28 protein-coding genes are annotated in these 25,015 nt (G+C 54.3%); 17 read left to right on the top strand and 11 right to left on the bottom strand.

The window, feature by feature from the left end:
* The first annotated feature begins 240 nt into the window (after positions 1 to 240).
* The 3 genes from H6F46_RS00315 (at position 241) to H6F46_RS19670 (ending at position 3,011) form a co-directional block, all read left to right on the top strand.
* Positions 241 to 573, top strand: a complete 333-nt coding sequence (locus H6F46_RS00315) for a hypothetical protein (protein WP_190354727.1) — start codon at positions 241 to 243, stop codon at positions 571 to 573.
* A 92-nt stretch (positions 574 to 665) separates the two neighbouring features.
* Positions 666 to 1,454 carry a pseudouridine synthase gene (locus H6F46_RS00310; RefSeq protein ID WP_099534308.1) on the top strand — a complete coding sequence of 263 codons (789 nt, stop codon included), beginning with the start codon at positions 666 to 668 and terminating at the stop codon, positions 1,452 to 1,454.
* A 339-nt stretch (positions 1,455 to 1,793) separates the two neighbouring features.
* Positions 1,794 to 3,011, top strand: coding sequence for a helix-turn-helix domain-containing protein (locus H6F46_RS19670; RefSeq protein WP_190404958.1), 1,218 nt, complete (start codon positions 1,794 to 1,796; stop codon positions 3,009 to 3,011).
* A 169-nt stretch (positions 3,012 to 3,180) separates the two neighbouring features.
* On the opposite strand, the gene H6F46_RS00300 is transcribed toward H6F46_RS19670, so the two are convergent.
* Genes H6F46_RS00300 through ndhC form a run of 3 tightly spaced genes read right to left on the bottom strand, consistent with a single transcriptional unit; the run spans position 3,181 to position 4,787 of the window.
* Complete coding sequence (locus H6F46_RS00300) at positions 3,181 to 3,714, bottom strand: NAD(P)H-quinone oxidoreductase subunit J (protein ID WP_099534304.1); 534 nt, start codon at positions 3,712 to 3,714, stop codon at positions 3,181 to 3,183.
* A gap of 12 nt (positions 3,715 to 3,726) precedes the next feature.
* Entirely contained in the window at positions 3,727 to 4,434 is a 708-nt protein-coding gene (locus H6F46_RS00295) for an NADH dehydrogenase subunit K (RefSeq protein ID WP_099534303.1), read from the bottom strand.
* A complete protein-coding gene (gene ndhC, locus H6F46_RS00290) occupies positions 4,425 to 4,787 on the bottom strand; it encodes a photosynthetic/respiratory NAD(P)H-quinone oxidoreductase subunit C (RefSeq protein ID WP_099534302.1) in 363 nt (120 codons plus the stop codon). Before ndhC ends, H6F46_RS00295 begins: the two co-directional genes overlap by 10 nt.
* 437 nt (positions 4,788 to 5,224) lie before the next feature.
* Here ndhC and H6F46_RS00285 point away from each other — a divergent pair, with 437 nt between their 5' ends.
* Positions 5,225 to 5,629, top strand: coding sequence for a rubredoxin (locus H6F46_RS00285; RefSeq protein WP_099534301.1), 405 nt, complete (start codon positions 5,225 to 5,227; stop codon positions 5,627 to 5,629).
* A 95-nt stretch (positions 5,630 to 5,724) separates the two neighbouring features.
* Positions 5,725 to 6,756 (top strand): photosynthesis system II assembly factor Ycf48, encoded by a 1,032-nt coding sequence (locus H6F46_RS00280; protein ID WP_190354725.1) that lies wholly within the window; start codon positions 5,725 to 5,727, stop codon positions 6,754 to 6,756.
* On the opposite strand, the gene H6F46_RS00275 is transcribed toward H6F46_RS00280, so the two are convergent.
* Entirely contained in the window at positions 6,753 to 7,025 is a 273-nt protein-coding gene (locus H6F46_RS00275; protein ID WP_190354724.1) for a hypothetical protein, read from the bottom strand. The genes H6F46_RS00280 and H6F46_RS00275 overlap by 4 nt on opposite strands.
* Positions 7,026 to 7,107: 82 nt before the next feature.
* Here H6F46_RS00275 and psbE point away from each other — a divergent pair, with 82 nt between their 5' ends.
* From psbE to H6F46_RS00250, 5 genes are all read left to right on the top strand, one after another.
* Positions 7,108 to 7,359, top strand: coding sequence for a cytochrome b559 subunit alpha (gene psbE, locus H6F46_RS00270; protein ID WP_099534298.1), 252 nt, complete (start codon positions 7,108 to 7,110; stop codon positions 7,357 to 7,359).
* Positions 7,360 to 7,381: 22 nt separating this feature from the next.
* Positions 7,382 to 7,516 (top strand): cytochrome b559 subunit beta, encoded by a 135-nt coding sequence (psbF, locus tag H6F46_RS00265; RefSeq protein WP_099534297.1) that lies wholly within the window; start codon positions 7,382 to 7,384, stop codon positions 7,514 to 7,516.
* A gap of 12 nt (positions 7,517 to 7,528) precedes the next feature.
* Positions 7,529 to 7,648: a photosystem II reaction center protein L gene (locus tag H6F46_RS00260; protein WP_099534296.1), complete on the top strand. Its 120-nt coding sequence runs from the start codon at positions 7,529 to 7,531 to the stop codon at positions 7,646 to 7,648.
* Between the two features lie 213 nt (positions 7,649 to 7,861).
* Complete coding sequence (locus H6F46_RS00255) at positions 7,862 to 7,981, top strand: photosystem II reaction center protein J (protein WP_099534295.1); 120 nt, start codon at positions 7,862 to 7,864, stop codon at positions 7,979 to 7,981.
* Positions 7,982 to 8,491: 510 nt separating this feature from the next.
* A complete protein-coding gene (locus tag H6F46_RS00250) occupies positions 8,492 to 9,166 on the top strand; it encodes a DUF3318 domain-containing protein (RefSeq protein ID WP_099534294.1) in 675 nt (224 codons plus the stop codon).
* Between the two features lie 180 nt (positions 9,167 to 9,346).
* On the opposite strand, the gene H6F46_RS00245 is transcribed toward H6F46_RS00250, so the two are convergent.
* The gene (locus tag H6F46_RS00245; protein ID WP_099534293.1) at positions 9,347 to 9,718 is read right to left on the bottom strand and encodes a DUF6464 family protein; all 372 of its coding nucleotides are present in this window, start codon (positions 9,716 to 9,718) and stop codon (positions 9,347 to 9,349) included.
* Positions 9,719 to 9,737: 19 nt separating this feature from the next.
* Complete coding sequence (locus H6F46_RS00240; protein WP_190354723.1) at positions 9,738 to 9,980, bottom strand: hypothetical protein; 243 nt, start codon at positions 9,978 to 9,980, stop codon at positions 9,738 to 9,740.
* Between the two features lie 267 nt (positions 9,981 to 10,247).
* Here H6F46_RS00240 and rpsD point away from each other — a divergent pair, with 267 nt between their 5' ends.
* The gene (gene rpsD, locus H6F46_RS00235) at positions 10,248 to 10,856 is read left to right on the top strand and encodes a 30S ribosomal protein S4 (protein WP_099534291.1); all 609 of its coding nucleotides are present in this window, start codon (positions 10,248 to 10,250) and stop codon (positions 10,854 to 10,856) included.
* Between the two features lie 144 nt (positions 10,857 to 11,000).
* On the opposite strand, the gene H6F46_RS00230 is transcribed toward rpsD, so the two are convergent.
* Entirely contained in the window at positions 11,001 to 12,434 is a 1,434-nt protein-coding gene (locus H6F46_RS00230) for a circularly permuted type 2 ATP-grasp protein (protein ID WP_190354835.1), read from the bottom strand.
* Between the two features lie 319 nt (positions 12,435 to 12,753).
* Here H6F46_RS00230 and H6F46_RS00225 point away from each other — a divergent pair, with 319 nt between their 5' ends.
* The 3 genes from H6F46_RS00225 (at position 12,754) to H6F46_RS19120 (ending at position 13,919) form a co-directional block, all read left to right on the top strand.
* Positions 12,754 to 12,918, top strand: a complete 165-nt coding sequence (locus H6F46_RS00225; protein WP_190354722.1) for a hypothetical protein — start codon at positions 12,754 to 12,756, stop codon at positions 12,916 to 12,918.
* Positions 12,919 to 13,180: 262 nt separating this feature from the next.
* Entirely contained in the window at positions 13,181 to 13,381 is a 201-nt protein-coding gene (locus H6F46_RS00220) for a hypothetical protein (protein ID WP_099534289.1), read from the top strand.
* A gap of 229 nt (positions 13,382 to 13,610) precedes the next feature.
* The gene (locus H6F46_RS19120; RefSeq protein WP_190354721.1) at positions 13,611 to 13,919 is read left to right on the top strand and encodes a hypothetical protein; all 309 of its coding nucleotides are present in this window, start codon (positions 13,611 to 13,613) and stop codon (positions 13,917 to 13,919) included.
* Positions 13,920 to 14,025: 106 nt separating this feature from the next.
* Here H6F46_RS19120 and H6F46_RS00215 read toward each other — a convergent pair whose 3' ends face one another.
* Positions 14,026 to 14,232, bottom strand: coding sequence for a hypothetical protein (locus H6F46_RS00215; protein ID WP_099534287.1), 207 nt, complete (start codon positions 14,230 to 14,232; stop codon positions 14,026 to 14,028).
* 260 nt (positions 14,233 to 14,492) lie between these two features.
* Here H6F46_RS00215 and H6F46_RS00210 point away from each other — a divergent pair, with 260 nt between their 5' ends.
* From H6F46_RS00210 to H6F46_RS00200, 3 genes are all read left to right on the top strand, one after another.
* The gene (locus H6F46_RS00210) at positions 14,493 to 18,329 is read left to right on the top strand and encodes a PAS domain-containing protein (protein WP_190354720.1); all 3,837 of its coding nucleotides are present in this window, start codon (positions 14,493 to 14,495) and stop codon (positions 18,327 to 18,329) included.
* Positions 18,330 to 18,729: 400 nt separating this feature from the next.
* Complete coding sequence (locus H6F46_RS00205; protein WP_099534284.1) at positions 18,730 to 19,170, top strand: response regulator; 441 nt, start codon at positions 18,730 to 18,732, stop codon at positions 19,168 to 19,170.
* A 1,103-nt stretch (positions 19,171 to 20,273) separates the two neighbouring features.
* Entirely contained in the window at positions 20,274 to 22,271 is a 1,998-nt protein-coding gene (locus H6F46_RS00200) for a diguanylate cyclase domain-containing protein (protein ID WP_099534283.1), read from the top strand.
* Positions 22,272 to 22,482: 211 nt separating this feature from the next.
* Here the strand turns inward: H6F46_RS00200 and H6F46_RS00195 are convergent, their stop codons facing one another.
* From H6F46_RS00195 to H6F46_RS00185, 3 genes are all read right to left on the bottom strand, one after another.
* Positions 22,483 to 22,815: a rhodanese-like domain-containing protein gene (locus tag H6F46_RS00195; protein ID WP_190354719.1), complete on the bottom strand. Its 333-nt coding sequence runs from the start codon at positions 22,813 to 22,815 to the stop codon at positions 22,483 to 22,485.
* Between the two features lie 537 nt (positions 22,816 to 23,352).
* On the bottom strand, positions 23,353 to 24,777 hold the full coding sequence (locus tag H6F46_RS00190) for an NADP-dependent isocitrate dehydrogenase (RefSeq protein ID WP_190354718.1): 1,425 nt from the start codon (positions 24,775 to 24,777) through the stop codon (positions 23,353 to 23,355).
* 79 nt (positions 24,778 to 24,856) lie between these two features.
* On the bottom strand, positions 24,857 to 25,009 hold the full coding sequence (locus H6F46_RS00185) for a hypothetical protein (RefSeq protein WP_190354717.1): 153 nt from the start codon (positions 25,007 to 25,009) through the stop codon (positions 24,857 to 24,859).
* Positions 25,010 to 25,015: the final 6 nt, after the last annotated feature.

The following is a 25,015-nucleotide window of genomic DNA, read 5'->3' as shown; positions in this document are numbered from 1 at the left end:
CCATCCTGTTAAATCGATCGCACGGGAACCGAATCAATCCCTGTATCTTCTGAGGATCAGAATCCGGTTTTCAATGGCAGTCAGAATTGGCTGAAATCCGAAAGTTGCTGAAAGCTAATGGATTGAAATGCCGTCTGACATGCCATTGACAACCCCCTGACATCTGGCGGCCTTAGGCTGACCGACGATTACCCAGCGGCTGGGCCGCGTTGGAGTCCTGCGTTTTGAGGTGCGATCGACATGCGAAACAATCTCAGCCTTGCGATCACCACCCTAATGACCGTGGTTGGTTTGCAGCTTCTGTTGCTACCGCGATCGAGCACCACGGCCAAAATTCCCCAAACAACAGCTTGCACCCAGGCGGCGGTTTCCGGGCGCTGGTTTGGGGTTTCCTTGGGGCAATCGCAGCAGCAGCTTGATGATCCTTGGACGATCGCCACCCTGGAAACTAATACCATTCCCAGTCCTCAAGGGGCGCTGGATTGGCTGCGGGGCCATACGATAGGCTGCGAACCGCCCCCATCACCCACCCCAACCCCATCACCTACCCCAACCTCAGCATCCCGCCCGTGAGTCGTCGCCGCCGTCCTACTGTCCCTGCCCGATCGTCCGCCTCTGACTTGACCCAGCCGATCGCCCCAGTGGCAACGGCAGCCCCCCACGCGATCGCGCCCCAAGCTGGGCAACGGTTGCAAAAGGTATTGTCCCAATGGGGCTTGGCTTCCCGTCGCCATGCGGAAGTTTGGATTACGGAAGGGCGAGTGCGGGTCAACGGTCAGGTGGCGCAATTGGGCTGTGTGGTCAATCCCGCAGTGGATCAAATTGAGGTTGATGGTCGGCCCGTTCATCCAGCCGATCGCCCCACACTGATCTATCTACTGTTGAATAAGCCTGCTCGGGTGCTGTCGGCTTGTGCAGACGATCGACAGCGGCGAACCGTGTTGGATTTACTTCCCCGATCGCTCGTTGAGCAAACGGGACTGCACCCCGTGGGCCGCTTAGATTGGGATTCCACTGGGGCCTTGTTGTTAACCAACGATGGGGAACTGACCCACGCCCTCACCCATCCTCGGTTTCACCAACCCAAAACCTATCGCGTGTGGGTGCAGGGACAGCCCAGCGCCCAAGTGTTGGCGCAATGGCGACAGGGCATTTTATTGGATGGCCGCCCAACGCTGCCGGCCCAAGTCCGCGAGGTGCAAGGGCGCGGGCATCACCCTCAGGGCGATCGCACGGAACTGGAAATCACTTTGGTGGAAGGTCGAAATCGGCAAATTCGACGCATGGCCGAATTATTCGGTCATCCGGTGATAAAGTTGCACCGTATTGCTATTGGTTCGCTCACCCTGAAATCAAAGCAGGGTCAAGAGCTGCCGATCGGCACGCATCGGCATCTGACAGCCGCTGAAATTCAGCAGTTGCGCCGCCAGTCCGGCTTAGGATCAGCCCATTAATCCCAGTCCGACTCATCCCCCGTCGATTGATCATGATTGATCATCATGCTTGCCGGAATTCCCCTTGAATTCCCAAAAGCGTCGCGAGCGGTATCGGTCAAGACCCAGCCCATGGGACAATCCTAATCTCAGACCCAAATACCATCCTCAAGATTCTGACCTCAAAAATCTGACCTCAAAATTCTGATGGTGGTTGTCTAAACCTTCGCAAGATGGCCTCTCGGTCGCTAGGATAGTCACGAGTCTTCGTCTCCCCAACTCTCGGTACAATCTTCCAACTCCTCCCCGTTCCGCCGCATCACGCACCGCAGCAGCCACAAGGATATGAACGACAGCACGATGCCTGCTGACTCGCCCCAAGTTGAGCGCCTTGTTGAAATCGGCGCTCGACTGCGGGAATGTCGCGAAAGCCAAGGCTTAACGATCGAGTCCGTCGCGGCAACCACCAAAATTCAACGTCGTATCCTGCAAGCACTTGAGGCGGCCGACTCGTCCTCGCTGCCCGAGCCGGTTTATGTGCGCGGGTTTATTGCCAAGTACGCCACGGCTTTGGGGTTGGATGGTTCCGAAATTGCCCAGGAATATCCGCTGCAAAATGGCATAGTCCCCGTGCGCTCCCAACGGGTGCTGTCGGTGATTCCTGCTCCCCAGCTCAAGCCGGCCCATTTGGTGATGCTGTATATCGGTGTCCTGATTGCGTCGGTGTTGGGTCTGTCGGCCCTGTTGCGCCAAAGCCAGCCGGCCCCCAGCACGGTGATTGTGCAGCCGCCGGTTGCTTCACCCAGCCCGGCGGTTACGCCGACTCCCCGATCGACCGCCAGCCCCAGTACCCCAGCTCGCCCGACGGCGGCCGCTAGCCCTTCACCTAGCCCCACGCCTTCGCCTAGCCCTTCACCGACTCCTACCCCTAGCCCCAGCCCTTCACCGACTCCTAGCCCCAGTCCATCACCTAGCCCTTCGCCCAGCCCGACTCCTACGGCTTCTGCCACACCGAAGCCCACCACGAGTCCGAGTCCTCGTGCCACGACCCCCACGCCTTCGCCGAGGCGCACGGCGGCCCAGTCGCCCCGCCCTGCTGCGACCAGCAGTCCTGCGCGATCGCCCGTTCCAGCCCTAGCCAGTGGGGGTGACGGGGTGTTGGTGGCTCAGGGAATTGCTAGCCAAATTCGCTTTCCACAGCGGCTCAACCTGGCCCCGATCGCCCCAGTGCGGGTGAATGTGCGGCTCACGGCCCGTTCTTGGGTGCGAATTCTGACCGATGGCAAGGTGACCTATGAAGGGGTCTTGCCCGAAGGAACCCAGCGTTTGGTGACGGGTCAGCGCAATGTGGTGGTGGTGACGGGCAATGCGGGAGGGACATTCCTGAGCTACAACGAGGGCACAGAACGGAAACTGGGTAATACAGGAGCGGTGCAGTCGGCTCGCTTTGGCACACCCGGTGCTGGCCAGGCTCCGGGGCGATCGAACAATCGCCCTAACAACCAGCGTGGCGGCACTCCGGCAAATAACCAAAATCAGGCGCGGGACGGCGCAAATCGCAATAGCTTACCCAACTAGCCGGTTATATTTGCGTGGCTCTTGTGTAGCCGATCAGCGAGTGTTTTCAACCTTTCAACCTTTCAACCTTTTGACTTTTCAACCTTTTGATGATTCCCCATAGGCTGCAAAGCCCTCGGATCGATCAAATCGCGATCCGAGGGCTTTGAGTATCGTTGATTGGGACGGCCTAATAGGCATCCTGAAGTTCGTAGAAGTCCGGCGAGATATAGTCCTTGCGCAAGGGCCAGCCCACCCAATCTTCTGGCATCAGAATCCGCTTCAGGCTCGGGTGACCTTCGTAGACAATGCCGTACATGTCGTAGGCTTCGCGTTCTTGCCAGTCAGCGCCTTTCCAGATCCAGTAGACCGAGGCTACGGTTGGGTTGGCACGCGGCAGGAACACCTTGACACGCACTTCCTTGGGCTTGGTCACGTTGTCGGCCACCTGCACCAGGTGATAAAGACTCACGAGGTCTTCACCGGGGCCCAGGTCGTAGGCACACTGACATTGAAGGTAATTAAACCCGTAGGCGTAGAGGGCGGTGGCGATCGGCAGCCATTTGTCCCGATCGACCTTGATCACTTCCACGCCCAAATCATCGATTTCCAGCAGTTCGTTACCGAAGCCGTTGCTGGTCAGCCATTGGGAAATATCCCCTTTGAGGGCGATCGCACCGGCTTCGTTGGTGGCGAGATCGGTGGGTTGGGTTTCGTCGGCCATGCGTTGCGTCTCCTAAGCTTCCTGTTTGGCCCGATCGGTCAACAGCGCGGGCGGCACGGGCAGCCCGATCGCGTCGGTCAGGCTCTTGGGCGGGGCTTGTCGGCCCGGCTCTTGCAAATAGCGACCGGTCAAAATCGGCGAAGTTGGCTTCATTTGGTGGTCGATCGTGTAGTAGCGGTTGGTTTGAGCTGTGGCTCCGCGCTCCGCCAGTGACTCATTAGCCACCTTTTTGCGCAGCTTGATAATCGCATCCACGATCGCTTCCGGACGGGGCGGGCAACCGGGCAGATACACATCCACCGGAATCAACTTATCCACACCGCGCACGGCCGAAGGTGAGTCCACGCTGAACATGCCACCCGTGATCGTGCAAGCGCCCATGGCGATCACATATTTCGGCTCTGGCATTTGCTCATACAAGCGCACCAGGGCCGGAGCCATTTTCATGGTGATCGTTCCAGCGGTGATCAACAAATCTGCCTGGCGCGGGCTGGAGCGGGGCACCAGTCCAAAGCGGTCAAAGTCAAAACGGGAGCCAATCAGGGCCGCAAATTCAATGAAGCAACAGGCCGTGCCATAGAGCATCGGCCACAAACTCGACAACTTCGCCCAGTTGTAGAGGTCATCCACCGTGGTCAAAATCACGTTTTCCGACAGATCTTGCGTGATCTGCGGACGACCCACGGACTCGATCGGGTTAGGGTTCGGTGTTACGACCATTCCAACGCTCCTTTGCGCCAGGCATAAACAAGGGCAATGACCAGGATGGCAATGAAGACCAGGGCCTCAATGAAAGCCAACAGACCCAAGCGGCTAAAAGCCACCGCCCAGGGGTATAGAAACACGGTTTCCACGTCAAAGACCACGAAAACCAGTGCAAACATGTAGTAACGGATATTGAACTGAATCCAAGCTCCGCCGATCGGCTCCATCCCTGATTCGTAGGTCGTGCGCCGTTCCTTGCCAGGACGCTTGGGGCGCACAACGGCAGAAGCACCTAGGGCAAGCACAGGCACAATGCCGCAAAGCAGCAGGAAGCCTAGAAAGTATTCATAGCCACTCAGCGTAAACATATCTGGGGGTACTGCTGGAGAACTCTAAAGCGGGGATCAGCGCCTTTTTTCCCAACCTGGGGTCGGATTCACCCAGGGTTTGCCAACCCAAGGGCTGGCCATCACTTGCTGGAAGCTGCTGGAAGCTGGCGCTCATTATTCTGACATGAACGAATCGATGAAAACTTTGGATGCTGGGGATTTGATGGCTTTTTCGGGGATTTTGCGCAGGGTCGATCGCCCCAGAGCCTAGACCAGAGGGGCGATCGCGCCTGTGCGATAATCGTTAAGACAATCTTTTAATCCCAGTAATTAGCCCACGTTAACTAGCCCAGGTTAACGGTGGCGGAGCATGGGCCTGTGCCCGGCTCCATGGGGCTAAATCCGATCGAGTCCTGACCTCGATCGGCTCGGTTGAATTCCCGTCGTTTCGATCTTCACGCTTCCTGTCGCAACCCATGACTCATCCACCAGAGGACTCACCGATCGAACCGATCGCGGCTGCCGACTCCAGCGCGATCGAGGCCACCTCCTCGGAACCGGCCGCCCCCGCCCCGCCCGATCGCTATGAATGCCGCTCCTGTGGCTATGTCTACGAACCCGGCAAGGGGGATGAGCGTCGGAACGTGGCCCCCAACACCCCCTTCGAGACCCTGCCTGAAAATTGGCGCTGTCCCGTTTGTGGCGTGAAAAAATATCAATTCAAAAGCATCGGCCCCGCCGGCAAAGCCTCCGGATTTGACGAAAACCTCGGCTACGGCATTGGGGTTAACACCCTCACTCCCGGTGCAAAAAACGTCCTCATTTTCAGCGTTTTGGGCCTGGGAATTCTGTTGCTCCTGAGCTTTTATGGTTTGAATTAGCCCAAGGCAGTTCCCTTGGCTGATTCCCGCTGAGCACCCCTTTCAGACCGCACCGAAACTCTCGATTCCGGTCACCTCATCATCCCATTCATCCCATGACCCACTGGCTTCGTAATCTATTCCCCAAATTATTGCCTGTCCTGTTTGCGGCCCTGCTTTGCGTGGGCTGCACCGCTCGCAAAATTGACTCCGTAGCGGCCAACCCCTGGGAGGTGATTAACCTGCCCACCGAACAAACCATGTTGGATGTGACCCTGGTGGGCAAGGGGCCCCACGGCTGGATGGTGGGTAAAGGGGCCACCATCCTGGAAACCACTGACGGTGGTAAAACCTGGGCCGATAAGTCCCTGGATTTGGGTGACTCGCCCTATAACTTGGAGTCCGTGAGTTTCTCGGGCAAGGAGGGCTGGATTGTCGGTAAGCCCGCCATCCTGCTGCATACCACCGATGAGGGTAAAACCTGGTCGGAAATTCCCCTCAGCAACCAACTGCCCGGCGATCCACGCTTGATTGTGGCTTTGGGATCCCAGCAGGCCGAAATGATGACCGACTTGGGAGCCATTTACCGCACCACGGACGGCGGCCGCAACTGGAAAGCCATGGTGCAAGAGTCGATCGGGGTGGTGCGCAACGTTTCCCGATCGAGCAGCGGTAAATACGTCTCCGTTTCCTCGCGGGGGAGCTACTACTCCACCTGGACTCCTGGCGATGAAGCTTGGCAGCAACACAACCGCAACAGCTCGCGCCGTCTGCAAAACATGGGCTTTGGCCCTGACGATCGCCTGTGGTCTCTCGCACGCGGGGGCCAGGTGCAATTCAGCAGCCCCACCGATGTGGAAACCTGGGCCGCCACCACCAGCCCCGAACTGCGCAACAGCCTTGGGCTGCTGGACTTGGCCTATCGCAATGATCAGGAGCTGTGGATTACCGGGGGGAGCGGCGACTTGCTCGCCAGCTATGACGGCGGTAAAACCTGGCAGAAGGATCGCGCCGTCGGCGATGTGCCCTCCAATTTCTACCGAATTCTGTTCTTTGGGCAGGATCAGGGCTTTGTGCTGGGCCAAAACGGCGTAATCTTGCGCTATGGCACAGCCAAGCTCAATACCGCAGCTCCGGCTGCCAGCTAAGGCGATCGCGGCTTTGTCCATCGATTTTCGGTGAGTTGCGGCCGGGAGCGTTGTTGGTGCTCGATCGCTGGTGGATTAGTCGCCGGTTTCTGCATCGGTTCATGTGCCGGTTCGTGATAATCGCGAGACGCATCCCCAGCGATCGCCCGATCCCCGCCGCCCCTCGCAAAAAGCTCGATCGCCCAGGATTGGCTTGTGGAGTTTTTCCCTCGTTCTGTATCATGGAAACCAGCAATTGCCCATTCTCCGGCCGTCGCTGAAGTTCCCAAAACTCAGCGGTTTCCGGGTTGAATGATTGGGCAAGCCGCTAGCTCTTGTTTAATTTTCCATTGAGAGAAGACTAAAGAGACTATGTCATCTGGATCAACTGGTGAGCGTCCGTTTTCGGACATCGTAACGAGCATCCGCTATTGGGTCATCCACAGCATCACCATCCCGGCTCTGTTTATCGCTGGTTGGTTGTTTGTCAGCACGGGCTTGGCCTACGACGCATTCGGAACGCCCCGCCCCAACGCATACTTCACCGAGACGCGCACCGAAGTGCCGATCGTGCAAATCCGTCAAGGCGCTAAGACTCAGATTGATCAGTTCTTGCAGAAGTAGTTATTGAGCGTTTTTAACAATCATGGCGACGCAGAATCCCAACCAGCCCGTTGTTTACCCGATTTTTACCGTTCGTTGGTTGTCAGTTCACGCACTGGCAGTACCGACGGTGTTCTTCCTGGGCGCGATCGCGGCCATGCAGTTCATTCAGCGCTAGGAGATTGTCACTGTGGAACGTAGCCCTAACCCCAACAAGCAACCCGTAGAGCTGAACCGGACTTCGCTCTATCTGGGTCTGCTGTTTATTTTCGTGATTGGCATTTTGATGTCCAGCTACTTCTTCAACTAGGCTGGTCAACTGAGCCGCTCAAGAACTTAGGCTCCGGTTTAAGCCTTGGCTGCTGATTGGCTGCTGAATTGATGAAGCATTCGTTGAATGATCGTTGAATGGTCAACGAACGATCAACATCCTCCAGCCCTGAGCTGGGGAAACTGTCAGTGTGATGCGCTCTAGTGGCGCGTCCTCATCAAACCCTATTTCCTTACTAAGGAGGTCACGGCTGTGTCTGGAGGCGGACGAATTCCCCTGTGGGTTGTCGGCACGATCGCCGGTATTGGTGTCATCGGTGTTGTCGGTTTGTTTTTCTATGGCGCTTACGTCGGTCTTGGTTCGTCGATGTAATTTTGGCTGCCTGTTGATTGGGAACGCTCTTGTCGCTTGGCACAAGGGCGTTTTTGCTGATTAGGGTCTGGTCAATGGGAATCAGCGGTTAGGGTTGCCAGTGGCACAATCCAGCCCAGGGCCCCCACCCGATCGAACCCTGGCCAATGGTGGTGGAACCGTGGCAGAACCCCATGGCAACCGCTGAAGATGTGCGATTGGCGACCGGGAGCCGGAAACGGGGCGCGATATACTGCAAATACCCGATCAGATCACCAATCAACGAGCACTGTTCCGCAAGTTGGCATGGGCCCCTGATCAGCCAGAGCCGGACAAGGTTCCCCAGCGATCGATGGCTTGGTTTCCATTAATTCCCATTAAACGGAGCCACCAGCCCAGGGTGCGATCGCCATTGTCCAGAACCTTGCCCAGAACCTTAGAACAGTTGATCGACGGATGCCGGGGTGGGTTGCTCTCCCCAGCTAGATTCGGGTTGTTTCCGGTGCTTTTTCGGTTTGGATACCAGTTGCAATGACCTCGTTTTCCACAGCTCGATCGGATCTCAGCGAACTTCGACGACTCAAAAGCCTGTTGCCCCCTGAGCTACAGAGCTGGGTAACCGTTGAAAAGGCCATGGACGTGAATCCGCCCCTGATTCGTTGCGAAGAAATCGGCAAGGATCAGGTGGAAATTCAGGTGGATTTGGTGGCCTGGGAGCAATTCGCGAAGGATCAGCGCAATTTGCTGTTTTGGCACGAGGTGGCCCGCATTCAAAACGACACCATCCCGCGCGACGGCTGGGAAATGGCGGCCCTGGCGATCGGGCTAGGCGGTGCGGTGGGTGAACTGTGGGTACAAGACGGCCTGTTGCTGCTGTTGGCCTTGGGGCTGTGTGGGGTGTCTGGCTGGCGGCTCTATCAGAAAAACAACAGCGATCGGCAACTGAAAGAGTCGATCGAGGCCGATGAAAAGGCGATCGCCTTAGCCGCTCGGTTTGGCTATTCCTTGCCCAATGCCTACAAAAGTTTGGGCAGCGCCCTGAAAACTCTGGTGGAACAAACCCCTAAAAAGAAATTGCGCAGCCGGTATGAATCGCGACTGCAATCCCTGAAGCGCAGTGCCGCCAAGGCCAAAGCTCGGATGCAAGGTGGCCCAGAGTCGGAGCCAAATTTCTACCGCGATCGGGATCGGCAGTTGGAGTTTTAAGGGTAGCGTTTTAAAGTTGGCGTTTTAAAACTGGCATTTTGAAGCTAGTGCTTTGAGGCCGGGCCCTGAACTGCCGCTTGAACATTTTGGGGGGATCTCGCCAACTGCGGGATCCCCCCATGATTTAGGCCCAGACAGCTCAACCCAGCTAGGCTGAATGGGGCTTGATCATCTGGATCATTAGGCCCGCTTAGGAATCAGTTCAAAGGAGCGACAGCCCAAGCAGGGGCCCGACGGGTTCACGGCACAACGGAGCAGTTCCGATCGCGCATTGAATCGACAGCGCGGATCGCCAATGATCCATTGACCTTCAAAGAAATTTTGCTCCGAGGGGCGCTGGGTCGCCTGCACATGCAACGCAATCTTGTAGAGATGGTAGCGGCCCGATCGCAGTTGATAGCGATGGTGTCGTTCCAAGACTGCGTAGGTCTTGCCGGCCAAGTCTAAGTAGCTGCCGGGCTGAGGATGCCAATCAAGTTGCACATCACCGAGGGACTCACGAGGGTGGGTGACAATCACCTCCGTGGGCAATGAGGGTGGATCTTGTTGCATGGGCAAGCGGGGAAGGGATTCAGAAGGAACCTGGTTGACAGACCCGATCGGGCAGTTTGCAACCGGATGATGGGAAATCGGCGCGGGGGCCTGGCCCCAAGGGGCGATCGCCCGGCATTCGCAATTGTCCTATCCTAGCCCGAGACTCACCGGAATCCGGCGGCCACCTCACCGGTCGATCGCACAGGGATCCGTGATCCAGGGCCAAACCACCGATCGGCCCGGGCGATTTTGGATCGATCGGCCCAGCCAACAAAATCATCCAAGTCCGCCAAGCAATGGCCCCAAAAATCCAGCCCGCATGACTGCGCCGTTGCCACGCAAAAAATGCGCGGGAATTTTGTGCAAAACATTAGGGCGATCGCGCCAATACCTGTATACTGGTCAGTCTGGAAACGTATGCCGCGGCTGGCACGTTTGTCATAAGCTTTCTGGCTCAGAAGCTTGCGTTGCTTGATCTCCAACCGTCCTTCCCGTTGTCGATTAGGCGCAAAAACCGCAACAAGGAAAGGAATCTAAAGTCTTAGTTATGTCTCGATACAGAGGTCCGCGTCTCCGCATTGTGCGTCGTTTGGGCGAGCTGCCGGGTTTGACCCGCAAGAGTGCCAAGCGTGCCTACCCGCCCGGACAACATGGCCAAAACCGCAAAAAGCGTTCGGAATATGCCGTGCGCTTGGAAGAAAAGCAAAAGCTGCGGTTTAACTATGGTGTCAGCGAGCGCCAAATGTTGCGCTACGTTCGGAAAGCTCGTCGGGCAGCCGGTTCCACGGGAACGGTGCTGTTGCAACTGCTGGAAATGCGCCTAGATAACACCGTGTTCCGTTTGGGCATGGCTCCCACCATTCCTGCCGCTCGTCAGTTGGTGAACCATGGCCACATCATGGTCAACGGCCGGCGCGTGGACGTGGCTAGCTACCAGTGCCGTCCTGGGGACGTGGTTACGGTGCGGCCGAAAGATCAATCGCGCAAAATTGTGGAAAACAACCTGCAATTCCCCGGTTTGGCCAACATGCCCAGCCACCTGGAATTTGATAAGGAAAAGTTGACCGGCAAGGTGAACAGCGTGATCGATCGCGAGTGGGTGGCGCTGCAAATCAACGAACTGCTGGTGGTTGAGTACTACTCTCGCCAAGCTTAGGTTCTCGCCAAGCTTAGGTTCGTTGGGGCCAGATTCCCCACTTCTATGCAAATTTGGGATTCAGGTTTCTGGATCCCGTGCCAAAAAGGCAATTCAAGAGTCACCCAGCCCGATCGGTTGGGTGATTTTTTTCGATTGCAATGCCTAATCCATCAACACCCAAGTGTCCTTGGAGCCGCCCCCTTGGGAAGAGTTGACCACCAGCGATCCCCGACGCAGGGCCACCCGTGTCAGACCGCCGGGATGCACATAGATATCCTCCCCGTAGAGAACATAGGGGCGCAAATCCACATGGCAGCCCTCAAACTCCCCATCGAGCAGGGTGGGAACCCGCGACAGACAGAGGGTGGGTTGGGCGATGTAGTTGCGGGGGTTGGCCCGGATTCGATCGGCAAAATCGGCCTGTTGCTCGGCGGTGGATTGGGGGCCAATCAACATGCCATAGCCCCCGGATTCGTTGGCCGCCTTGACCACCAATGAATCCAAATGTTCCAGCACATAGGTCAAGTCCGCCGGTTCCCAACAAAGATAGGTGGGCACGTTGGGGATCATGGCCTCTTCATTCAGGTAGTAGCGAATCATTTTGGGCACGTAGGCATAAACCGCCTTGTCGTCGGCCACGCCAGTTCCCAGCGCATTGGCGATCGCCACTCGTCCCGATCGATACACATCCGTTAGCCCAGGCACGCCCAACATAGAATCGGGGCGAAACACCTGAGGATCGATGAAGTCGTCGTCAATCCGTCGATAAATGGCATCCACCCGTTGCAGGCCTTTGGTGGTTTGCATTTGCAAATAGCCATCGGCTACCACCAGGTCTCGCCCCTCCACCAGCTCCACGCCCATTTGTTGAGCCAGGAAAGAATGCTCAAAATAGGCGGAATTGTAGATTCCCGGCGTGAGCACAACGACGGTGGGATTGGCCAGGCGATCGGGCGTAAGGTTCAGCAGCGTTTCCAATAATCGCGACGGATATTCATCCACCGCCTGAATGTTGGCGTTTTCAAAGACCTTGGGGAAGGTGCTTTTCATCACGCGCCGATTTTCCAAAACGTAGGAAATGCCCGACGGGCAGCGCAGGTTATCTTCGAGCACATAAAACTGCCCTTGGCGATCGCGCACCAAGTCGGTTCCGGTCACGTGGCACCAAATGCCTTTGGGGGGCTGCAATCCCATGCAAGGCTGCAAAAAGCCCTTGGCTGATTCGATTAAATCGCGGGGCAAAATACCATCTGCAATAATTTTTTGATCGCTATAGATATCCTGTAAAAAGCAATTCAGGGCATGAATTCGCTGTTTCAGACCCTGTTCGAGGGTTTGCCATTCTTGGGCGTTAATAATGCGCGGAATGATATCGAAGGGAAAGGCTCGCTCAACACCTTCGCTGGCTCCATACACATTGAAGGTGACCCCCTGCCGGAAGAGGGCAATTTGAGCTGCTTCTTGGCGTTGGCTTACCTCGGCGGCCGATAGCGATCGGAGGCGATCGACCAAAAATTGGGCTTCGGGGCGGGGCTGACCGGGGCCGGCAAACATCTCATCGTAAAAGTCCCCTGGATCGTAGGAGTCCACATTCATAGGCGGATGCGTGGGCCGAGTCATGGGCTTTCGGGGTTGGGCCAATAAAGGGTGAATCGGGTTGGGCGATCGCTGGCCGAGGCTTGGGGGTTGGAGTCGATCGCCCCTTAGCCCGTGATAACGCAGGGGCTGGCCGTGATTCTGTAAGTTTTGACGCGATCGCGGTTGCCCAGAAATGCATAGAAGTTGAGCCAAGGTGTGACTGTTCCGGGGCGATCGCGCGGTGAAGCCTGAACCCAGGCTGAAGGAATCGGCGAAAGGCGTTGGTGATCTCGGAATCCAAACGAGCCTTCTCAATCATCCCAGATGGGCGATGGCCATGGCGGCTGGCAGCGGGCAAGAGGTGGCGGCCCCAAGGGGTTGGGCCCCAGCGGGGGATCACCGGGCGATCGGGATCACAGCACCTCTGTCGGTGGATCACGCTTGGCCTGTGAAATTACCACCCACAATCATGGGCTTTCGTCACGCGATTGCGGGGAAATAATCACGGCTTGAATTACAGATGAATCACAACGTTCAAGCCAAAATCACGGCATATTTAATGTCATCGAGATAACTAATTCGCAAGTGCCCAGTGCCTTCATCACTCTTAAAAATTAGTTGTCTCCCATAGCTGGCTTTTGTCCTGTTTCGCCAACCCTTAACCAACTCCAAAGATCATGGCACTGAGCACTGAAACCCGATACATCAACATCGAATTTTTTGTTAGCAATCCAATTCTGAAATGCCCTGGGAGGTTCACAGACATGTCGCAAACAACCTGGTTCTACAAAGATATGTTGGCAGAACTGTTTTCGCGTGTTTGGGAATCCCGGTGCTTGACCATGAGCGATCGCTGGGGTCTGTCCCGTGCTCTGTTGAGCTGCTCGTTAGATCTCGAAGATTTGGCTGCAATCGATCGAATTGTTCACGCTGTGCGCCGTGGCTGGCTCAGTTGCGCAAATTAGTTCGGTAATGGGTTGAGCAATAATGGGTTGAGCAATTAGTTTGCTCCTGAGCTTTTGGATATCTAGCTTGCTTGCGTCCCGGGATATCTGACCCTGCACCATCTGCCCCTGGAGTATGTGGCCTCACGATATCTAGCCTTCCGATATAATGGGCTTGCTCAGTTTTTTCAAAATTTCTTCAAGATTTTGAATTCATTGAGTAACTATTAGCAATCGTGTCGCTATTCCGATGATTCTTGGGCATCACTGGGAAAGTTTTCTCATCCAGTTTTTCATTCAGCATGGTTTGGGTCTGATTTTGGCCACCTATTTGGCGGGGTTCTCGATCGCCTACTGGCGATCGCTGAGTCACCGGTTACAAATCCTCAAACAACAACAGGCGGCTCCCGACCACTGGCGATCGGGAACCGCCTTGGTTTTGCAAACGATTTGGCCACAGTTGCTCTGGTTCTGGCCTAAGCCCAACGCATCACCAAACACAATCAAGTCATCAAACATAATCAAGTCATCCAACACAATCAAGCAGATCAATAACTGACTGGATACTTAAATGAATGCTTTGGAGCAATTAAGTTTCTGTAAGTTCCTGAATTGATTTTGCATGGACTGTTGATTAGTGTTTGATGAAGTTAGATTAATTGCTCTTAATTGCTGGCTTCGGAGTTGGCAGTTTCTGGAACCACAAAGAGCAGTAATTTATCAGGATATAATTCATCCTTGGCTCGTTCAGCAAGGGCTTGAACTGAGAAGTTGGGAACAATGATGGTATCGCCATCTTGAGCATTACGAATCACTTGCTCTAAGTTGGCAGCCCAGTTGTCATCGTCAATCAGCGCGAGAGATTCGGCCATGGCTCTGAGGAGAAAGTCTAAAGAAGAGTGAAAGTTCACAAGAGCGGAGGAATGGCGCATCAAGAACTGGAAAGTTGCTGACTTTCACTAGCCCTTGATCGGCATTCATGGTTCATTTAACCACTGAAAGCATTTGGGAGCATGGTCGTTAACAATAGCTGCCAAGATTGATAGTTGGCAAAATTTGCGGTGTGGTTGAAGTCTAATTTGGGTGCTTGAGGTTGCAGCACGCGATTGGCGGTTCTGCGTACCATTGGGAGATGGAATATCGGGTTTTGCCAACAACGGTAGTCTGTGCCGATCGCGATCGGGCAGAGCAGGTGGTGCAGTGGCTGGCGCAGGTGGATACGCACTGGGCCCAGGCCGCTTCGATCGTTGACGGGGCGATCGCCCAGCAGCAATGGTTGGCGAATGATAGTTCCCTGTGGCCAACGGGGTTGTTGGTGGTGGATGGGGCGGTGGTGAATGAGCAGGGAGAGCCGTTGTGGCGGTGTTTGCTCCCCTCTGGGTCACCGGTTGCAATGCCCTTGTCCGGGATGGTTGATGAACAATATCAGGTTTCGATCGCCCGCTTGTTGGTGGTGTTGGTGGACTCGCCCGCTGCGGAGGTGGCGGCCATTGAGGCGGGTGCGCTAGATGCTTTGGTGTGGTCGGCGTTGGCGGCAACGGGGGGACTGATCCGGTTGGGGCGATCGTTGCGGTTGGTGCAAGGGGTCTTGGCCAATTGGGAACGGCAGTTGGCGTTGGCGGCTCCTTTTGCGGAAGAAATGGGTGCAATCGCGGATTCAGCGGCGGTGATTGTGCGTGCTAGTGCGGAGGGAGCGAATTCAGGAATCCAATTTGCCAGCAGCTTGATCGCAAGCCCGATCGAAAACTCGACGATCAACCCAGCTCTCCACTCAAGGACGGGGGCAACTCCGGGCATTATCCCCGGTGCAGTCATCAATTGTGCCTTGGGGTTGCCTTCGATCGATCAACCCCTGCTCGCCACGGCCAGTTGCGATCGGGAAGACAATGACTCCACCCATCCGATCGCCCCATGGACAGCGGACTGGGCAGCTCGTTCAGGATCAGGATTGCAGCCCGGTGACGATTCAGAATTGACAATTGGGTTGCCATCCACACCAATAGGCTGGCAACCACAAGCCCCACCGGCCAACCCTGCCAAGCGACCCGGAGTGCCGTCAACCACTGTGCTACCCGGCTTGAGAATTGCCTTGGGGGGCGTTTTTTCGAGTCCTGACAGCGATCGGGCTGGGATGGCCGCTGAGAGTTTGTTAACTGGCCCTGGAATTAGGACTGAAACCAGTTCTGGCTCCGGAATTAACCCCGAAATTAACATTGACACCAGCCCCGGAGTTAACCCTGAAATTAACCCCGAAGACTCGATCGAGGCGGTTGCCATGCCGCCCGTCCCAAGTACCGAGGGCAACGGGCCGAAAATAGTTCCCACGGAAGGCGAAATTACCGCCATTCAAGGCGATCGCCTGCCAGCCTTGGGAGCAGCCGATCGATCTCAAGCTGCATCCCAATCGTGGTTAGCGGTCTTGGATCAGGTGTTGGATCACACAATCGATGGAATCGTGATTGTGAACCGCGAGGGGCGAATTGACTATGCCAACCCGGCGGCCTGTCAGCTTTTTGGGCGATCGCCGGAGCAGTTGGTGGGCGAACACCTTGGAATTCCGATCGGCTCCGAGAAGACCACAGAGATTGATATTCTGCACCCCGATGGTTCCGTGGGCGTGGGCGATTTGAATGTGTCCCCGATCGAGTGGTTGGGGGAACCGGCCTATGCCGTGGCCATTCGGGATGTGAGCGATCGCAAGCGAGTTGAGGCAGACTTGCGCTATCGCCTCAGCCTGGAAAGTGTGGTGGCCTATGTGGCGCGTCTGTTGGTCACTGCTGATGATGATGTGCGATTTGGGTCTGTCTTGGAAGCGGTGGGGCGAGCCATGCTGGCCGATCGAGTCTTGCTGCTCCATGGGCCCATGGAACGACCCCTTTTGAACTTGGCCTGCGAGTGGCATGAAGAGAATCAAATGCCCGTGGTACGAGACTTTAACCGCCTTGGAGGCCATTTGCCGCCCCTTTGGACAGAGCAGTTAGGACGCGATCGCGCCGTCGTGATTGAATCTCGACAGTCCCTGCAATCGGAAGATTCTGCCGTAACCGAGTGGCTCAACTGCTTGGGGGCCAACTCCGTGCTCATCGCCGCCATTCACGATCGCCGGGATGCCCTCTGGGGAGCCTTGGTGCTCTGTGTTCATCAAGCGCGTTCCTGGTTAGCCCAAGACCTGCAAATTTTGCAAACCATTGGGGACACCATCTACGCCTGGTACGATCGCCAAGCCACCCAGGATCGGCTGCGAGCCTCAGAAGCACTCTACTCCAGTATTTTTGAGCGATCGGATGAACGAATTTTTTTGGTCAATGTCCACCCAGACGGACGGTTCACCTACGAAACCGTGAACCCCGCCTTTGAACGGGCCTTGGAACACCGCGCCACCCACATCATCGGCCGATCGCCCCAAGACCTGTTTCCCCCCAGTTGTGCCACGCCGATCATTGCTCGGTTTCGAGCCTGTGTTGCCGGCCGGGACACCATCCGTTGCGAAGAAGAGCTGATGATTCGGGGTAAACAGCGAATTTGGCACACCAGCTTAGTTCCCATCCGCGATGCCTGGAACCGCGTGATTAAGCTCCTGGGCAGCGCCCGCGACATTACCCAAGAGCGAGAAGCCGCCCTCCAGCGCAACAACCAAAACCGCTATCGGCAACTGCTCGCCTCGATCGCCTTCAAAATTCGCCAATCTTTGGATATTCAAGTGATCTTGGGGCGCACGGTCAGCGAACTGCAAAAAACCCTCAAAGCCGATCGCGTGATGTTCTACCGTTGCCAAGCGGACGGCAACGGATCGATCGCCGCCGAAGCCATCGCCCAGCCCTTCGGGGCGATCGACCCCAGCCACACCTGGTGTTGCACCCTCAACCTAGACAACACCCACCCCAACCTCGATCGCTACTGGCAGGGGCAAATTTCCTGCGAAGACGACCTCACCCAACTGCAACTGTCCCCCGAGCAGCGCAGTTGCATCGACAGCCTCAGCATTCGTAGCCAAGTGATCGTCCCCGTCACCATCGCCGCCGTTCACTTCAATCCCAGTGCCCTTGGATTTGTGCCCCCGGAAGTGCTGACCGATCGGCTACAACCGGCCACCATTCTGTTGGGGCTGCTGTGCCTTCAGCAATGTCAGGGGCCAAGGCATTGGACTTCCTTTGAAATTGACCTGTTGCAACAACTGGCCGGACAACTGAGCATTGCCCTTTACCAAGCCCACCTCCTTGAAGAACGCACCAGAGCCATTGAAGGATTGCGGCGCTCCAACGAACAGCTCCAGCAATTTGCCTACGTCGCTTCCCATGACTTGCAAGAACCCCTGCGTGGCATCATTGCCTTCTCAGAAATGCTCACGGAAGAATGCGCCCCCCAACTTGATCAAAACGCCCAAGAATATTTGCAATTCATCATCGACAGCGGCCAACGAATGCGCCAATTGATTCGAGATCTTTTGGCCTATTCCAGAGTGGAAACTCGCGGCCGAACCCTCGAACCGGTTGATTGCAGCCAGATTATTGAGATCGTACTTAATAATTTACGACTAGCAATTCAAGATAATCAGGCCACTATTCAGGCTAAAAATTTACCCATTGTTTTGGCCGATTCCATGCAATTGGCACAGCTTTTTCAAAATCTCATTGGCAATGCCCTAAAATTTCGGGGCAAATCCAATCCTGTCATTACCATTACTGCTAATCACGAAGAACATCATTGGCGTTTTCAGGTCATTGATAATGGCATTGGAATTGACCCACAATATAGCGAGCGAATTTTTAATATTTTCCAAAGACTCCATAACCGTGAAGAATATGAAGGGACTGGCATTGGGTTAGCCATCTGTCGGAAAATTATTGAGCGTCACGGTGGCTCGATCGGGGTGCAATCTCAACTCGGCCAAGGATCGTCATTCTGGTTTACGATTCCCGACCAGCCCGAAACCATTCCCATCACTGAGCTAAGTTTTAGCCCCAGCTAGCGATCGCAACCCTGTAGGATTGATGTTTAATTCCGCTCGATCGCCCGTGCCATGGGTTTTCGACCGTGTCATTAAAGCCAATGATTGTTATTAAATTGCCCAATCGTTTGAGTTGGGCCAGCCCAATGAGTGCCATGAGTGCAAGGGGCTGAATTGGTTGAGTGGGTTTAATGGAGTAATTGCCAGACAACAGCAGGATTTCTCAGTTGAGGGGTTCTCGATCGGGCTGTGCAGGGTTTGTTGATCGATCGAAGGATTGGTGAATGAGTGAGTTTGTGAGTGAATAGAAATGATGAGTCAATAGGAATATAATTCCATTAATAATGACCCCCAATTTCAGAATCATTACCCCTTTCAGCAAATGAGCAGGCAGTGACCAGGTTGTTAGGATGTCGTTATAATGCCAGCAAAAAATATTGAAATTTTACTCATTGAAGACTCAGCAGTTGATGCCAGGCTAACAGAAAGGCTGTTTGGGCGGCTGAACATTCCCCATCGATTACACTTGGTGCGAGATGGCGAAGAGGCAATCAAGTTTTTAGAGAAAACAGCATTAGTTCCTGAAAAATACTGGCCCGATTTAATTCTGTTAGATTTGAACTTACCCCGTCGCAGTGGCTATGAAGTCTTAGAAGCAATTAAAAAACATCCATCACTCAAAATTATTCCTGTCATTGTGATGACCACTTCTGATCAAGAGGAAGATATTCGCAGATGCTATGAATTGCAAGCCAATGCCTACATTACCAAGCCAGATAGTTTACATAGTCTTTTAGAAACGCTATTGGCGATCGAGGCGTTTTGGTTACGTTCTGTGAAATTACCCTCTCCAAAGTTCTAAAAGCCATCATCGGTTTACTGTTTGAAAATAAAACCCAGAAATAAAACCTGAAAATGAAGCCTGGAAATGAAGCTTAGAAATAAACTCTGAAAATAAAATAGATAATTTTTCACTGCTGACAACATGAAACTTGAAATGATGATGTAAGATCATACAAATTCTTGTTCTTGATTTTGATTATTTACTTGATGATTTATTTTGACGAGTTAGTTAATTTTAATATGGTTGTTACCTGCAAAGAAACCGAACAGATTGGATGAGCCGCTTGCATAACTAAACTTGACCACTGTCGATCGAATCGTTAGCTAAAATTGATATAGAGCCTTTACCCGGAACGATCGGTACGCCGATGCCATGCAGTAATCATTAGGTGGGCATTACCCACCCTACAGATAACTACAAATAACTATAGATAACTGTGCGTAGTAAGCGAGGTAAGAGCTGTATTTGAATCTGTAATCACTCTGGTAGCATTTCGCACATTGCCCAGACATTCCTTGACCATGCTTGGGTTGATTTGGGCTAATACTGAACAATTGACCGATCGAGAGCGCATGATTGATCCTGAAAATATTCAAGGACAGTGATGTTTCTATCACAGCGTAAAAACAATCCAAGAATATTGATTGGTAGGCTTCTCTCGTTAATACTTAGACGAAAATCATGAGTTTGATCAGCTCACTTGCTAAGACTTCCCAGTTTAAGGTTGGTCTTAAAAAGATGGGTCATGATGTATAGGGCAGGAATTTGCATGAGATAGACCTAACGAGCCGAACATCCTTGGAAGTTCGGCTGTGCCTTTACTTTGCCTTTACCTTTGGGAAAGTTCTGGTCATGGGGTTGGTTAAATGAGTAGGATCACTGGGATTCTGCTAGACAACCGCCCTCAAGGTCTGATTGCTTTCTGGGTGGGAGGACTGCTGGAGTCGCATGGGCGGAAATGATTAGGCAAACCGGTGGCGGCAATTTTGCCAATCAATCCCCTTGGGGGTTGAGGTTTGGGTGGTTAGGCTGAAGTTGACAACGATCGAGGTCATTTGAGGTCAGTCATGCTATGCCACTCACGATCGCGCGGCCACAGGATCTAGGAGGTTAATTCAGCGGTGGGGGACTCAGCGATTGAAGTGCTGGTCGTGGAAGACAATCCCACGGATGCGCGATTATTGGAAATGATTTTGGCGAAGGTGACGACCCAAGGGTTTCGTTGGCGAAGGGTCGATCGCCTGAGCGATGCCCTGACGCTGTTGAATCAACGGCGGTACGATATTGTGCTGTTGGATTTGGCCCTGCCGGACAGCTACGGGCTGGATACGATTCGGCGGGTGCGATCGGCCGTGGCCGATGTGCCGATCGTGGTGCTGACGGGGTTGGATGACGAGGCGATCGGGTTGGCTTCCTTGCGCGAAGGGGCCCAAGACTACCTTTTAAAAGATGAATTGCGGCCAAATTTGCTGTCGCGGGCCATGCGCTATGCGATCGAGCGGCAACAAATTTTGGATGACCTGCGCCACAACCGCGAAGAATTGCAACGGCAGGAGTCGTTTTTGCGGGCAATTGTTGACGCGAACCCAAACTTTATTTTTGTGAAGGATGAACGAGGGCGATTCACCCTAGTTAATGAAGCTTTGGCAACGTTTTACAACACAACGCCCGGGCGAATGCTGGGCAAAACAGAAGCGGAACTGGGCGGGAACTCGGCCCAGGTGCAACATAGCCAGCGGGAGGAAGAATCGATTATTGAAACCATGCAAGAAAAATATATTGCCCAGGAGCCACGCCGCAGCTCAACGGGCGAAGTGCGTTGGTTTCAAACCATTAAAAAGCCCTTGATGTTGCCCAATTCAACCCAACGGCAACTGCTGGGCGTGATTACGGATATTACGGAACGGCAACAGGCGGAGGCCCTGTTGTGGCAACAGGCGGAACGGGAACAACTGCTGAGCCAAGTGACCCAGCAAATTCGCCGATCGCTAGATTTGGGGGAAATTCTGCAAACGACGGTGCAAACGGTGCGCGAAGTGTTGGGGGTGGATCAAACGGCCATCTATCGTCACTTGACTCCGGCGGGGATGGCGAGTCGATCGGACGCTGACCCATCCAGCACCCATGCACTGGAGCTGTCGGCGATGAATTGCCGTGATGCCGCTCCTCCAGTCTGTGGCAGCGAGGCGGTGACCGACGGGGCGGGCCTGGAGCGGTTGCTCTACCTCGTGAAGCATGAGATTTGGGAGGTGGAGGATGTGTTGGCGGACGATCGCTGGCCGGCCGCTTACCGGGATGCCATTGCCCAGGCGGGGGTGCGTGCCATCCTAGCCGTGCCCATTTTGCGAGGGGAAGCGGTGCCGGTGTTGCCGCTGAAAATGGACGATCGCCCAGAGGGCGGGGCCACCACGGGACATCCACCTAATCCGCTTGGAGATGATCAGTGGGGACTGTTGGTGGTGTATCAGTGGCACGAACCCCACAGTTGGCAAGCCTGGGAAATTGAGTTTTTGAAGCAGTTGGCCGGCCAACTGGCGATCGCAATTCAACAGGCGGAGTTATATCGACGGTTGGAGTTGGCCAACCGAAAGTTGGAGCGATTGGCTACGTTGGATGGCCTGACGGGCATTTCCAACCGCCGCAGTTTTGATGAGGCCCTGGCCCGAGAGTGGCAAAGGGCCTTGCGCCAACAATCGCCCCTGGCAATCTTGGTGGGTGATATTGACTCGTTCAAAACCTATAACGATCGCTATGGCCATTTAGCGGGGGATGATTGTCTGCGCCAGGTGGCCCGCTCGATCGCCCAGGCCGTAAAGCGATCAACGGATCTCACGTTTCGCTATGGCGGGGAAGAATTCGCGGTAATTTTGCCGGAAACCCACATCGACGGAGCCATGACGGTGGCGCATGGCATTCTCGAAACCATCCGCGATTTGCAAATTCCCCATGCCTATTCGCCCGTGGCTTCGATCGTGACCCTCAGCTTGGGGGCCGCCAGTCTGATTCCGCGTGCCAATTTAGATCCCTCGGCGCTGGTGGCCGCGGCTGACTTGGCCCTGTTTGAAGCGAAAACCCGTGGTCGCAACCGAGCTTGCCCAAGCGGTGAGTTGTCCCACTGAGTTCTGTGGTGTGGGATCAACTCAGATCGCATCAGTTAACTTGAGCAATTTCAGCAACTTTCAGATCACACCAGTTAACTTTAGTCACTTCACTTCAGCCAATTTCAGCAACTTCAGATCACGTCAATTAACTTCAGTGAATTTCAGCAAACAATCAGCAAACGAGTTGTGATTTGTTTAGTTGAAAGACCTCAGTAGCTCCAAGGAAAACCTAGTAAAGGGGCACTGAGCGATCGATCTCTAGGGCATAGGCATGAATGCCGCCTGTGATGTTTTTCACGATTTGACAGCCCTTCCCTTCCAGCCACTGACACATTTGAGCTGATCGCAACCCGTGGTGACAGATCACCCAGGTTTCCTGATTAAAGTTCAGGATTGATTCGATCATGGTGCTCCATTGTTCGTATTCACTCAGGGGCAAATTAATAAATCCAGGGAGTTGCGACAAGGCCAATTCTTGAGGTTCCCGCACATCTACCAGTTGCACCAGACCGGTCGGTTCGCGTAAATAGGCTGCCAAATCTTGCACAGTCACGGTATCCATTAGCATTCGTTCCAAATCACGCTTCTGTTCAAAAGGGGCGAAAGACCGCAGCAAACTGCGATTAATTGAATTTGATCGAGATTGGCCGAGAAGAAAACCCTGCGAAGGGATTCTTTATCACCATAACCCGACTTTTAAAAACAGGCGACTAATTGTATAAACCAGAACTTAACAGCATTTTTTGTAGACGCTTCGGTCAATTTCAAAAAAATTGCCAACCGCAAGCCGCTTTGGAATTCATTCCATTTGGGCTATGAAGTCATGGTTTATACCATCGATCAGCATTAAATAATCGCCCTTAAAAATCACCATCAAAGCCAGTCGCTTTGAGGTTCCAGGTTCCATGCTGATTAGTATTGATGGATTGGAAATTGAGATCAGGATTGGTCAGCCAGGCATGGCCATGACTGACCAGCAATTGATTAGGGAAATCGATCGGGAACCGATCGAGGCGGGGCCAAGGTCAGTCCTTCCGCAGCACAGCAGGTGATGAACCCACTGTTTTGGGAACGGATTCGCCCCTTGGCCCATGAAGCCCTAACCGAAGTTTTTGATGATGGCGCTGGCAAATTCCGAGCACTTCAGCGGCGGATTGACAGGCGGCTCCATCTGTCGAGCCAGATCGTAGGTCACTTCTCGCTGTTCGATCGACTTGGCCAAACCGGTCTTAATCAGATCAGCCGCCTCTTGCCAGCCCATGAATTCCAACATCATTACGCCAGACAAAATCACCGATCCCGGGTTGACCTGATCCAATCCGGCATACTTGGGCGCAGTGCCGTGGGTGGCTTCAAAAATGGCTGCGTTGTCACCAATGTTAGCTCCCGGAGCCATGCCCAAACCGCCTGCGATCGCGGCGGCCGCATCGGACAAATAATCGCCATTCAGGTTCATGGTCGCCAGAATTGAATATTCATCGGGGCGAATTTGAATCTGTTGGAAAATGTTGTCAGCGATCCGATCGTTGACCATCACTTTTTCCTTCCATTGACCGTTGCCGTGGCTGTCCCAAATGGCTTCCAGAACTTCGCGCACTTCTTGGCAAATGGCTTCCCGCTTTTCGGCGGGGTAGCTGTCATAGCCGGGGTCAATCAGCTTGGCGTTGTCCTCGATCGACAGGTCAGGATTCTTCTCTTTATTGCTCAGAATCCACGATTCCCGCTCAGTCACACATTCGGCACGAAATTCACCGGTTGCCACCGCATAGCCCCAATCCCGGAAGGCTCCTTCGGTGTACTTCATGATGTTGCCCTTGTGAACCAAGGTCACGGCCTGTTTATTTTTGGGCAACCGCAGGGCGTTTTGAATCGCCCGACGGACTAGGCGCTGGGAACCGGTGATGCTGATGGGTTTGATGCTGATGCCGGAATCTAACCGAATCTGTTTATTTTTCAGTTCCGGAGTTTCGGGAATCAGTTGATTGTTCAGAAAATCAATCAATTGATCGCAGCCAGGAGTGCCCTGTTTCCACTCAATGCCCAGGTAAATATCTTCGGTGTTTTCCCGATAGATAATCACGTCCAGTTTTTCGGGGCTTTTGTGGGGAGAAGGCGTGCCGTTGTAATACTTACAGGGACGAACACAGGCGTAGAGATCAAAAATTTGCCGCAGGGCTACGTTGAGCGATCGAATGCCGCCGCCAACGGGAGTCGTGAGGGGGCCTTTAATCGCCATGCCATATTCCCGAATGGCCGTGAGGGTGTCTTCGGGGAGATATTGATAGGTTCCGTAGACTTCACAGGCTTCGTCGCCCGCATAGACCTTGAACCAGGAGATTTTGCGCTGACCACCGTAGGCTTGTTCGATCGCCGCATCAAGCACGCGCTGGCTGGCGGGCCAAAGGTCAATGCCCGTGCCATCGCCGCGAATGAAGGGAACGATCGGGTTGTCGGGGACGATCGGTTGACCGTTTTCAAAGCGAATTTTTTCACCGACGGTGGGGGGCGTAATCTTGTCGTACATGGTTGCGCGAAAAACGGATTGGGGTAACTATACCGTGCGACTCGCAATTCGGCGGGTCATGGCGTACAGACTGGCGACTCTACCCCAATGGGAGCCGATCGCCCTGGGGGCGCAACAGGTCTAACACTTGGGCTGCCAGACGCTCTGGGCAGTCTTGGCAAGCATGACAGGCCAGGGGTTCAGGGTTTGTCGTCCAATCCCCAAAACCCTGGTTTTGCCATCCACCGACCATTGATCG

Origin of the sequence: Limnothrix sp. FACHB-1083, from assembly GCF_014696485.1 — a bacterium.
Classification (GTDB): Bacteria; Cyanobacteriota; Cyanobacteriia; order CACIAM-69d; family CACIAM-69d; genus CACIAM-69d.
The sequence above is the reverse complement of the archived record's forward strand: the minus strand, read 5'-3'. Positions and strand labels throughout refer to the sequence as shown.